10 protein-coding genes are annotated in these 11,984 nt (G+C 52.2%); 9 read left to right on the top strand and 1 reads right to left on the bottom strand.

Annotated elements, in window-relative coordinates; genetic code table 11:
* Positions 1-34: 34 nt before the first annotated feature.
* The 9 genes from JXQ85_RS00050 (at position 35) to JXQ85_RS00010 (ending at position 11,316) form a co-directional block, all read left to right on the top strand.
* Positions 35-2,362, top strand: a complete 2,328-nt coding sequence (locus JXQ85_RS00050) for a DUF1989 domain-containing protein (RefSeq protein WP_421746803.1) — start codon at positions 35-37, stop codon at positions 2,360-2,362.
* A gap of 49 nt (positions 2,363-2,411) precedes the next feature.
* Positions 2,412-3,374 carry a glycine betaine ABC transporter substrate-binding protein gene (locus JXQ85_RS00045; protein ID WP_421746802.1) on the top strand — a complete coding sequence of 321 codons (963 nt, stop codon included), beginning with the start codon at positions 2,412-2,414 and terminating at the stop codon, positions 3,372-3,374.
* 73 nt (positions 3,375-3,447) lie between these two features.
* Positions 3,448-4,500 (top strand): quaternary amine ABC transporter ATP-binding protein, encoded by a 1,053-nt coding sequence (locus JXQ85_RS00040; protein ID WP_421746801.1) that lies wholly within the window; start codon positions 3,448-3,450, stop codon positions 4,498-4,500.
* An 11-nt stretch (positions 4,501-4,511) separates the two neighbouring features.
* Entirely contained in the window at positions 4,512-6,020 is a 1,509-nt protein-coding gene (locus tag JXQ85_RS00035) for an ABC transporter permease (RefSeq protein WP_421746800.1), read from the top strand.
* Between the two features lie 332 nt (positions 6,021-6,352).
* Positions 6,353-7,342, top strand: a complete 990-nt coding sequence (locus JXQ85_RS00030) for a TRAP transporter substrate-binding protein (RefSeq protein ID WP_421746799.1) — start codon at positions 6,353-6,355, stop codon at positions 7,340-7,342.
* Between the two features lie 60 nt (positions 7,343-7,402).
* Positions 7,403-7,951, top strand: a complete 549-nt coding sequence (locus JXQ85_RS00025; RefSeq protein WP_421746798.1) for a TRAP transporter small permease — start codon at positions 7,403-7,405, stop codon at positions 7,949-7,951.
* Between the two features lies 1 nt (position 7,952).
* Positions 7,953-9,233, top strand: a complete 1,281-nt coding sequence (locus tag JXQ85_RS00020) for a TRAP transporter large permease (RefSeq protein WP_421746797.1) — start codon at positions 7,953-7,955, stop codon at positions 9,231-9,233.
* A gap of 135 nt (positions 9,234-9,368) precedes the next feature.
* The gene (locus JXQ85_RS00015) at positions 9,369-9,707 is read left to right on the top strand and encodes a cupin domain-containing protein (protein ID WP_421746796.1); all 339 of its coding nucleotides are present in this window, start codon (positions 9,369-9,371) and stop codon (positions 9,705-9,707) included.
* A gap of 202 nt (positions 9,708-9,909) precedes the next feature.
* Positions 9,910-11,316 (top strand): phosphomannomutase, encoded by a 1,407-nt coding sequence (locus JXQ85_RS00010; RefSeq protein ID WP_421746795.1) that lies wholly within the window; start codon positions 9,910-9,912, stop codon positions 11,314-11,316.
* Between the two features lie 90 nt (positions 11,317-11,406).
* Here the strand turns inward: JXQ85_RS00010 and JXQ85_RS00005 are convergent, their stop codons facing one another.
* Positions 11,407-11,538 carry a hypothetical protein gene (locus tag JXQ85_RS00005; RefSeq protein WP_421746794.1) on the bottom strand — a complete coding sequence of 44 codons (132 nt, stop codon included), beginning with the start codon at positions 11,536-11,538 and terminating at the stop codon, positions 11,407-11,409.
* Positions 11,539-11,984: the final 446 nt, after the last annotated feature.

Below are 11,984 nucleotides of genomic sequence, written 5' to 3'. Positions count from 1 at the left end.
ATATGTAACTAGTTACATTAGCGCGAATCTAGATATGCTTGGCCAAACCGTTCTCCACGACTTCAGTAATATGGGGTTTCTTCAGTCCCGCCGCCACTTCTCAGGATTTGAGAAGAACACTGGCGTGCGCCATCACAGTGTTGCGAGTCGCGAAGCGATTCAAATTGAGATGGAAGCGGGTGATCTATTAACAATTCAAGGCGCTGCGCCGGAAGTTCCCTTGGAAATCGCGGGGTTTGGGCCGGATGGCCGCCCGGCGCTGGGCAAGGTGAATGTACCAGCATCAGGGTCGTTGGATCTAAGCAAATTTGACTCTCATGCGCTGTCTGGCTGGATCGTCAGCAACGGCGGTGATCTACAAGCAGAGATACCTTGTGCGCGTTTTGAAGGCCAAGAAGAAGCTCTGGTTTTGAAATCTCGGGCAAGTGTGACCCTTTGGCTGTATCGTCCGGTCGAGGCGTTTGCGCTGATTTCGGCCTTGGGCAACGGCATCGTTTCCGTCACCCATAAACTTGCGTCTTATACTTCTAGTCACCTACCGCCTTTGCTTGGTGATACGCGGGATGAGTTCACGGTTAAAAGCGGCACAGGCATTGCCTATGAGCTTCGTAAAGGCGAGTTTCTGCAGATTATCGACATTGAAGGTCAGCAATGCTCTGACTTTTCCGCTTTCTGTACGGCGGGATTGGATCGCGGTCAGGAGATCATGATCGATTCCACTGCAACTCGGACTATGGTGGGCCGTGCCTATCCAGGTCCGGGCATGTTAGACAAATTTTATGACCACGACATGCGCCCGCTGATCAATGTGGTGCAAGACACCTGTGGCCGGCACGATGCCTTTGGACTTGCCTGCACAGCGCGGGGTTACGAAGAACGTGGATTTCCGGGGCATGTAAACTGTTCAGATAATATGTCCCATGCGCTTGAACCTTACGGCGTTGGCCGCCGCAGCGCTTGGCCTGCCATTAACTTTTTTTGGAACACTTGGATCGATCACAACAGTAATCACCTGATGACGGCGGAATCTCATTCCCGTCCGGGAGACTATGTTGTGATGCGGGCAATGGAAGACCTTGTTGGGGTCTCAACCGCTTGTCCAGACGATATCGATCCCATCAACGGTTGGAATCCAACCGATGTGCATGTGCGAATTTATCGGCCAGAAACGCCCATTCGGCGCGCTGTGGCTTATCGTGAAAAGGAAGACGCCCCAATGTCAATCAGTCAGGAATCCGCTTTCCACAAGCGGTTGGCCCCTTTGACAGAACATTTTGCACCCGCGCGGGATCTGTGGACTCCGGTCAGCTTTCCCGGCACGGGGACGCTTGGAGAATACTGGGCTTGCCGCAATGCGGTAACCCTTCAGGACATGAGCGGTCTGCGCAAATATGACATCATCGGACCAGATGCTGAAGCCCTGCTGCAGCAGGCTCTGACCCGCAATATCGCCAAGCTGGCAGTTTGGCGCGGAACTTACACGCTGATGTGTGATGATAGCGGCCAGGTGATTGACGACGGGACGTTGTTCCGTCTGGGTGATCACCTGTTCCGTTGGTTCTGTGGTTCAGAAGAAAGTGGACGCACTCTGAATGCTTTGGCAGAAGAGTTGGGCTTGCAGGTGCGTATCCATGAAATGCGCAACAGCCTGCCAAACTTGGCGATTCAGGGTCCAAAATCCCGTGATTTGCTAAAGAAAATCTGTTTCTTCCAGCCAAACGTACCGAACCTTGATCATCTGAAATGGTTTGGCGTGTCCGTCGCGCGTTTGAATGACCGTGACGGTGCTCCGTTCATGTTGTCTCGCTCCGGCTATACTGGCGAGTTGGGGTACGAGGTCTTTTGCTCAAAATCCGATGCCGTTGCCGTTTGGGACGCCATTATGGAAGCGGGTGAAGAATTCGGCATCAAGCCTATGGGCTCTGATGCGCTTGAAATCATTCGGATCGAAGCGGGACTGGCGGCTGCCAACGCAGAATTTGCCCCCGGCGTAGATGCATTTGAAGCAGGACTGGGCTTTGCGGTGGATCTCAAGAAAGAGGCCTTTACCGGCAAAGAGGCTTTGGAACGTAATTCCCGTGACCCTCGCCGCGTCCTGAAAGGGCTGTTGTTTGACTGTGATGATGTTCCTCATCACGGCTCACCAGTTTACGCAGGCGAACGCCAAGTGGGTGAAATCACATCTGCGACGCGTTCTCCTTCGCTGGAGCGCGCCGTCGCAATGGCACGCATCGCGATTGAACATTCTGAAAACGATAAAATTTTGGAGGTCGGTTTGCTGGATGGTCGCATGAAGCGCCTGAACGCAACGGTGACTGACATTCCATTTATAGACCCGCAACGAAAGCGGGCGCGGGCATAAGCCCACAACATCCAACATCACTAAAACCAATATACTGGGAGACTATGGTATGAAAAAATTGACACTTACGGCCGCTCTGGCGCTTACGATTGGCGCGACAGGTGCGATGGCGCAAGACAAAGTTATGGTTGGTGAGCCAAGCTGGCCGGGCGCGAAAATCATGAGCCGCATCATCGGCCAGATCATTGAAACCCGTTTGGGTGGTGAAGCCGGTTATGCACCAGGTGCAAATGCGGTTATCTTTGCGTCCATGGACGGTGGTCGCGGTGACATCGACGTGCACCCGGATGTTTGGCTGCCAAACCAATCCTCTTTCACAAACGAATATGTAGATGAAAAGGGCACAGTTTCACTCTCCGCAGGCTCTTACGAAGGCCGCGCGGGTATCTGTGTTCCAAATTACATGGTCGAAGAGCACAACATCAAGTCTATCTACGACCTTGCCACGCCAACTGCGCAGGATCTGTTTGATTCAAACGGTGACGGCAAAGGTGAAGTTTGGGTTGGTGCTTCTGGTTGGGCGTCTACAAACACCTTTAAAGTACGTGTGCGTGACTACGGCATTGAAACGTTCCTCGAGCCAACAACCGAAGACGAAACAGTCTTCTATTCGCGTCTGAAAGATCTGATCGATCAGAAAAAAGGTGCTGCATTCTATTGCTACGCCCCACACTATGTGCACGCGCTGTACCCGGTTACAATTCTGGAAGAACCAGAAAATGATCCAGCAACCTATAAAATGGTTCAGCCAGACCAAGATGCGGACTGGTACAAAAAGTCCCGCGTTGACACTGGCGAGCCTGTGAAAACCGTGACTGTTGCGTATTCCAACTCTTTGAACGAACGCAACCCTGCGGCGGCTTCCCTGCTGGCGAATATCGACATGAGCGCGCAGTCCTTGTCTGAACTCACTTACAAAGTTGTGGTTCAAGGTGGCGACATTAACGAAGTTGTTTCCGACTGGATCGAAAACAATGGTGACATCGTCGATGCGTGGCTCGGCCTAAGCTAAGTCGTTAAATTTCACCAATAGTCCCTCGGCGATTTCGGTTGCCGAGGGAGCAACGTTTCTCCGTGGGGATGGGATGACTAAAGAAATTGCAATTGACGCCAAGGGTGTCTGGAAAGTGTTTGGCGACCGCTCAGAAGAAGCGTTGAAGGCCATCCACGCCGAGGGCCTGAGTAAGGCCGAAGTGCTCGAACGCTTTAACTGCGTGGTCGGCGTTGCCGATGCGAGCTTTGAAATTGAAAAAGGTGAACTGTTCTGTGTGATGGGTCTGTCAGGTTCGGGTAAATCGACCCTGGTGCGCCACGTGAACCGCCTGTTGGAACCAACGGCGGGCAGCATCACCATTGGCAATGATGATGTGATGGGGTTGGCGCCGGATGGTCTGCGCGATCTGCGCAACCGTCGTGTTGCGATGGTTTTCCAGAACTTCGGTTTGATGCCGCACCGTACCGTGCGCGACAACGTCGCGATGCCGCTGGAAATTCGCGGCACCGGAAAAGCGCGCCGCTGGGAAGAAGCGGATCGCGTTTTGGATCTGGTGGAGCTGACCGGCTGGGAAGATAAATACGCCCATGAACTGTCTGGTGGCATGCAGCAGCGTGTTGGCCTGGCCCGCGCGATTGCTTCTGATCCTGAAATCCTACTAATGGACGAGCCGTTTTCTGCACTTGATCCGCTTATTCGTAAGCAGCTGCAGGATCAGTTTATGGAACTGTCCAATCGTCTTAAGAAAACCACCATGTTCATCACTCACGATCTTGATGAGGCGATCCGTATTGGTCACCGCATCGCGATCATGAAGGATGGCCGTATCGTTCAGATTGGGACGCCGGAAGAAATTATTCTGAATCCAGCTGATGAATATGTTTCTGACTTTGTGGCGGGTATCTCGAAGCTCAATATGATCTTCGCGCATTCCGTTATGCAGCCGGTCGACGAGTTCCAAGCCAAACATGGCGATGTTCCGAAGGATGCGCAAGCAGCCCGTCCGGATATGGATCTGAGTGATCTGATGAATCTATGTGTCGAAGGCCACGGGATCGTGGCTGTAACAGACCGAGACCACAAAACGGTCGGCGTCATCAACCGCGCGGGCTTGATCCGCGCCATTCAAGACAGCCAAGCGTAAGGGGACAGGTCATGAGTAATCAAGATATTCAACCGGAAACCGCAGAACGCCTAAACGGGCTAATCGGTGAATTTGTTGAAAGCAACCAAGGCTACTACAAAGAGACCTTTGGTTACATGATGCAGGCGCCGGGTTACCGGTTCACACTCAACTGGATAGCGGGCCTTTTGGGACCTATCTGGTTCGGTGCGCGTGGCCTTTGGAACTGGATGCTTGGTTTCCTACTGTTGGAAACCTTGGCGTATATACAAATTGGCATGGGCCTGTTTGGAGACCTGGGGCGTGACTTCCGTGAACGTGCGGATCAAATCGCGCAAACGCTAGAACTGCGTCGCCAACAAATTGAGGCGGCTGAGAAATCCGGGGCATCGTCCTTGGATTCACTAAAACGCGCTGCCGAGAGCCTTGAGGGTGCTTTGGCGAATGCGCAGCAGGCTGCGATTTCTGCGGATAGTACCGGCACGTACTTCTTTATTGTTGGTATTGTGCTTTTGGTGGGCTTCAAGCTTATGCAGGCAGCGCTTGCCAACTGGACCCTTGAGATGCAATTTGCCAAATGGCGCTCTGATCGCAGTGTAAACAGTGGCTGGTCACAAGTTCGGATGATCATTTCCGCGGTTCTGACCTTTGGCGTTGTGGTGCTGACCAGCATTAAATTTGCGCAGCCTGATGCGTTCTCAATTTTGTCAGCCTTCCCGACGGATCGAAACTGGCGATTGAACGTGGGTGATGGTGTACAGGCGGCCTTTGACTGGACGAAGCTACATGGTCGCGGCTTCTTTGATACACTGACATTCGGCATGCGGACGTTGCTGGATTGGATCGAAGTTGTCCTGGTTGACACACCATGGCCTGTCGTTGCCTTTGTGATTGTGATGTTGGCTTACCTGTCCGCAGGTGCTCGCGTTGCGATCTTCACTGGTGCGGCTCTGGCTTACCTGGGTCTCTTGGACTTCTGGGAAAAAGCGATGACCACAATCGCGCTTCTAGGGGCCGCGGCGTTGATCTCGATCACGCTGGGTATTCCGCTGGGAGTCTATTGTGCGCGTCGCCCGAAGGTCTATTCCTTTGTACGGCCGATCCTAGATTTCATGCAGTCCATGCCATCCTTCGTTTATCTGATCCCAGTTGTGGCCTTCATCGGTTCCGGTAAGCCAGCGGGCGTGGTTGCGACCATGATCTTTGGTTCACCTCCTGTGATCCGTTTTACTGTTCTGGGGCTGCAGCAAGTACCTGAGACAGTGCGTGAAGCGGCTTTGGCCTTTGGAGCAACGCCTCGTTACCTGCTGTGGCGCGTAGATCTGCCTTTGGCGCGCAACACCATTATGGCTGGCATCAACCAGACCATCCTGCTGTCGCTGGCCATGGTTGTGGTTGCATCTCTGATTGGTGCGAAAGGTCTTGGCGAAGACGTTCTGGAAGCGTTGCAATACGCGGCAGCCGGGCAGGGCATTTTGGCGGGCCTCGCCATTCTGTTCTGCGCTCTGATCCTTGACCGGATCGTGGCTGGTAAAAAATAATACCTCACTCCCCGTGAAGTGACTTAAAGGGCGCCCAGGTGGCGCCCTCTTTTTGTTTCGGGTGCAAAGAAAGGTCAGAAATCACGGCGCGATCTGATTTCTGTTTAAGAGGCATGTACGAATCGAAGTTCCAAAGCTGATACGTAAAAGTTGTTCATTTCTCGCGGGAATTTGATTAATTTGTAAATATGGGATTTGTTTCCCAATTTGTTAGGGGGTCGTTTCCAAATAAAATCAAGTGAATTCAGGGGATTGGTATTTTTTTGGAAATTAACTTGTAATAATTTGTAATTATGCACTAGTTTTGACCCATGCCAATAAGGGAGGACCAAATGGCTACATCTATTTTTAAAAAGCTCAGCGGGTGCGCTGCTGCTGTTGCCAGCGTAGCTGTTTTGACAACGGCTGCTGCTGCCGCTGATCTGCGCGGTTGGAACATTCACGTCGAAGATTATCCGGTATCACACGGCATGGAAGCGTTCATCGCTGAAATCGAAGATAAAACCGGCGGTGCTGTAAAAGGCAAAGTATTCCACGGCGGCGTTCTGGGGTCTCAGCCTGACGCAATCGAGCAAATCCGTTTGGGCGCGCTTGACTTCGGCGTATTCAGCCTTGGGCCAATGGGCCAAGTTGTGCCGGAAGCCAACGTTGTATCGCTGCCATTCATCTTCAAATCTGTACCCGACATGTACCGCCTGATGGACGGCGAACCAGGTGCCGCGCTGAGCGCGGGTCTGGAAGCAAAAGGCATCAAAGCTTTGGGTTTCTATGATGCGGGTGCACGGAGCTTCTATAACTCCATCAAGCCGATCAACGAACCTGCGGACGTGACTGGCATGAAGGTGCGCGTCATGAACAACGACCTGTTCGTTGGCATGATCGAATCTTTGGGTGGTAATGCGACACCGATGGCTTTTGCGGAAGTGTATCAGTCCATCAAAACTGGTGTTGTTGATGGTGCGGAAAACAACCCACCATCTTACGAATCCACCAACCACTTCGAAGTGGCGGGCTTCTACTCCATGTCGCAACACCTGATCATCCCAGAATGCCTGTGCATGTCCTTGAAGACATGGAACAGCCTGTCTGCAGAAGACCAGGCGATTGTTGCCGCAGCTGGTAAAAACTCTACCGATCTGCAGCGTAAGCTGTGGGGTGAGCGCGAAGCAGCGTCCATGAAAGTGGTCCTGGATGGCGGCGTAGAAGTGAACGAGATTGCTGACAAAGCACCGTTCCAAAATGCGATGAAGCCTGTTTACGCTCAGTTCCTGGAGCAAAGCCCAGATCTGGCAGGTTTGGTTCAACTGTTCCAATCCTACTAACTTAAAATGAATGACGATGTCCCAGCTATGCTGGGGCATCGACTCGTTCTGGGGCTTAAGATGTCTGACACTACTCTTACAACGCGCCTTCAAACGGCGATTTTGAAATTTCAGGATGCACTGGCAATGCTTTGCATCTTTGCTTGCTCCATCGCGATGATCACCCTGATCGTAACCTTTGGTTGGCTGGTCTTTGGGCGCTACGTTTTAAACGTGACCCCAACGTGGGTTGAGCAACTTGCGTTGCTGCTTGTGACCTACATTGCATTCCTTGGCGCGGCGGTCGGTGTTCATGAACGGTTTCACCTTGGCGTTGCTCTTTTTCAGGACATGCTTCCTGCGAAGCTAAAAGAAATTGCACTGTTTCTTATCGATGGCATCCTTGCGGTGTTTGGCGGGATCATGTGTTTTGCGAGCCTCGAGCTGTTCCAGTTCGGTTGGGACACATTGCTTCCGATGTTGAATATTCCTGAAAGCTTTCGCTCATTGTCCACTGTGCTCTTTGGTGGGTTGATCGTTGCTTTTGCTGGCCTTCGGGTCGTTTCACAAATCTTGACCTGGGTTCAAGGCCCGGTTGTTCAGCCACAACAACAAGAAGAAGGGTGCTGATATGGGTTTGGCAATTCTTTTAGGCGTCTTTGGCGTTGGTGTCGTCATAGGTATGCCAGTCGCCTTCGCAATGGGCATCTCTGCCCTCATCGCTTTCTGGTACGAAGGTTTTCCAATCCTTGTGACCTTCCAACGCGCAATATCTGGCGTGTCTGTCTTTTCGCTGCTTGCGATTCCTTTCTTCGTATTCGCGGGCGAGCTTATGCTGCACGGCGGTATCGCCATTCGGCTTGTTCGATTTGCGTCTGCGTTGGTTGGGCATGTGCGCGGTGGCCTAGCCTCTGTTAACATTTTCTCTTCCATGCTTTTCGGAGGCATCTCAGGTTCGGCCATCGCGGACATCTCTGCTTTGGGCTCTTTGATGATCCCAGTGATGAAAGAACGTGGTTACCGACCTGACTATGCGGTGAACGTGACAGTGACGTCATCCATCGCTGGTATCGTCATCCCACCTAGCCACAACATGATTATCTTCGCTGTGGCCGCGGGCGGCGGGATTTCGATCTCTAAGCTGTTCCTCGCAGGTGTTGTGCCTGGCATTTTAATGTGCGTCTGCTTGGCTGCCGCTGCGTATTTCATCGCTCTTAAGCATAAGTATCCTGCGGAACCTTTCCCAGGCTTCGGAGCTGTTGTGCACAGCGCGGCCATGGCGATCCCAGGTTTGATCACTGCGGTCATCATCGTGGGTGGCGTACTTTCGGGTGTCTTTACGGTTACGGAATCTGGTGCTTTCGGTGCGATCTACGCATTGGTTCTAACCACGATTGCCTATCGCTCTTTGACCTGGAAGTCCTTTGTGACCGCGGTGACATCATCCGTACGCACAACGGCCATGGTGATGGTCTTGATCGCCTTCGCTAGCTCATTTGCTTACCTTCTGGCGCTTTATCAAGTTCCTGAAAAGCTGGGTGATCTGCTGATCGGTATTTCTGAGAATAAGATTGTAGTTCTGCTGATGATCAATGTGATCCTGCTGATGCTAGGCATGATCATGGACATGGCAGCGCTGATTTTGATCTGTACGCCGATCTTCCTGCCGATTGCCAAAAGCCTCGGTATGGACCCAACCCAGTTTGGTATCATGATGTTGATCAACCTTGGACTTGGGCTTTGTACTCCACCGGTCGGCACCTGTCTCTTTGTGGGTTGCGCCGTGGGTAAGATCAAAATCGAAGAGGCGCTTAAGTCGATTTGGCCATTCTATCTGGCTCTTCTCTTAGCGCTGATTTTGATCACCTATGTTCCAGCGTTTTCGCTTTGGCTGCCGTCGATTATTGAGTAAGCGGATCGATTGCATCTAAGCGGTAACTGGCAGGCAGGGGTAACTCTGCCTGCTTGTTTCGTTGTGTTGACCAATATTTACAACTTGCTTATGTAGATAACAATTATTTTCAACTTTGCGCTGCTGGAGGGATACATGCAGGTCAATAAAGATACACCGGATCAGTGGCTGTCACTTGGAGAATCCGGTGAGCGTCGCATCGTTTGCCAGAACGACGAACTGATGATGGTGCAGTTTCGCTTTGTGAAAGGGCAGAAGGGAATTCCTCATAGCCACCCGCATGTCCAAAGCACTATCGTTGCGTCAGGCAAATTCGAATTCACAGTTGGGGATATCACCAAAGTTCTTGAGCCCGGCGACGGTTTTGTGGTGCCGTCCAATGTGGTGCATTCCTGTGTTTGCCTTGAGGATGGCTTGCTCACGGATGCCTTCACACCCACGCGCAAAGACTTTGTGGAAGCGCACGGGCTTTAAGTACTCGTTCGCTCACTGGGCGATCAAGGCTGGCATGCATAAAAGCGTGCCGGCTATTTTGGTTCGCGGGTTTGTAGCAAAGAAGCGTCGCTATCGAAATGCATTGTGATCGTTGGATGAGCAGACTACTTGAAAGCAGCTCGCCTTCATATCAAGCTGATGATCAAAGTTCCCTAGTTTCATGATTTAAGGATCACTCAATATGGCCCCTAAGTTTGGCACAAGCGGCGTCCGTGGCTTGGTGACAGAGCTGACAGAGGCGTGCGTTTCTGACTACGTGCGCTCCTTTGCAAGCCAGTGTGAAACAGGTGGCACCGTTTATGTCGGTTGGGATTTGCGTGAAAGCTCTCCAGCGATTTCCGAGGTGGTGATCGAAACGCTGCGCCAAACAGGCAATCATGTGGTCAGCTGTGGGGCTCTGCCGACTCCAGCCTTAGCCTATCAGGCACAGATGGCGCGTGCGGGTGCCATAATGATCACTGGGAGCCACATCCCTGCTGATCGCAATGGTATTAAGTTCTACACCACATCTGGCGAGATTTCGAAGGATGATGAGGCACGCATCGTTTCCTCTCTCGGGCAATCCATTCCATTGGAGAGCACGCAGGGCACATTAACGGAGGACGGTCCGGCGGCTTTGGCTCTTTTCCAGGAGCGATATTGCGCTGAGCCAGGGGCCTTCGATCTATCAGGTCTTAAGGTCGGCGTTTATCAGCACAGCTCTGTTGCCCGTGATCTGCTTGTTGATGTGTTGCAAAAGCTTGGTGCAGAAGTTGTAGCACTGGAGCGCACAGCCTCTTTCGTGCCCGTCGACACCGAAGCAATGGACCCTCAGTCGCGTCGAAAATTTGCTGCTTGGTGCCATGAGCATAAGCTTGATGCCCTGCTTTCGACAGATGGCGACGCAGATCGCCCGATGTTGACCGACGCGCAAGGCGACTTGATTCTTGGTGATGTGCTTGGAGCTATCACGGCATCGTTTTTGAAAGCCGATGTTATCTGTACGCCAGTATCGTCGAATTCGATGGTCAATCACATGTCGATGTTTAAGACCATTTCGCTGACAAAAATCGGATCCCCCTATGTTGTTGCTGCCATGGAAACCGCGCAAGAGGCGCGCGCAAACTGCAAAGTGGTTGGGTTTGAAGCCAACGGCGGATTCCTACTGGGCTTTCGCTGCCAGATTGGCGCTCTCACAATAGCGCCACTTTTGACACGTGACTGTATCCTTCCAATGATTGCGACTTTGGCTGCCGCCAATCAGGCACAGATGTCTATTGCCGAGCTTGTGGCGACATTACCGCCTGTGTGTACTGCAGCAGATCGATTGGTTGGTGTGCCGACAGAGAAGTCAAAGGCCTTTATCGCGACGTTAACGCAGGACGTGCAGGCGCGGAGTGCGTTTTTTGACGTCGGCTCGGAAGAGCAAGGAGTTAACACATTGGATGGCCTGCGCGTCTCTTTTGCGGGGGGTGAGATTGTGCACCTCAGGCCATCCGGCAATGCCCCAGAGTTTCGCTGTTATGCCGAAGCAGGGACATCCCGCCGTGCCGCGGAACTGGTGCAAAACCATCTCAACAAAATTGGGGCGCATTTGGCTGGTGAATAGCGTCAGTTTGAATGGGGTGTAGAAAAGAAAGAAGGACGCCAGCGGCGTCCTTCTTTCGTACTATCTGCAAGGGGATTGCAGAGAGCCGATTTATTTCTTGTTCATGTACTCACACCAGTGCTCAACACTGTGCTTGTCCAAAAAGGCGATCACAGACTGACCGACCGTGCGGACAACTGAGAAGCCAGGGAATTTCACGACTGTTTGTGCAATAGTTGCCATGTCTCGTCTCCATAAGCGTGTTTGGGTGCGTCTTAACGCTGATCACGCTGAAGGACTATTGCCGGTTTTGCATAACCGCGTTGCATTTGCTTCAGGCTTGGTGCGCACAAATGGTGAAGGGACTAAATACTGTGGTAGTGACTGAGCAGTCTTAGGCCGTCCGCGATCTTTAGGATGATGCGGTGTGCCTACGGTATATATACGTCTCTGTGCAGCTCGATACTCTTAGAAATGGGTTTCGCGGATCATTCTGAATGGCCCAGATGTCTATGAACTGATTCCGAGACGATTCACGCCGCGAGTCGGGACGACACACAGAGATTCAGGATGACTCAACGCCTTTAGGCGAGTGACTCTGTGGATAAGCGGTGTGATTGTAGCTTTGGAGGCTGAATTTTAGCGCTCGTCGTGTGTCTCTCAGGGTATCTGAGTCCTCCCACCTCATT

The sequence above is a fragment of the Cognatishimia sp. genome (assembly GCF_049116455.1).
In the GTDB taxonomy this organism is placed as follows: domain Bacteria; phylum Pseudomonadota; class Alphaproteobacteria; order Rhodobacterales; family Rhodobacteraceae; genus Cognatishimia.
Note: the sequence above shows the minus strand (reverse complement) of the source record. Positions and strands in the feature narration are given on the sequence as shown.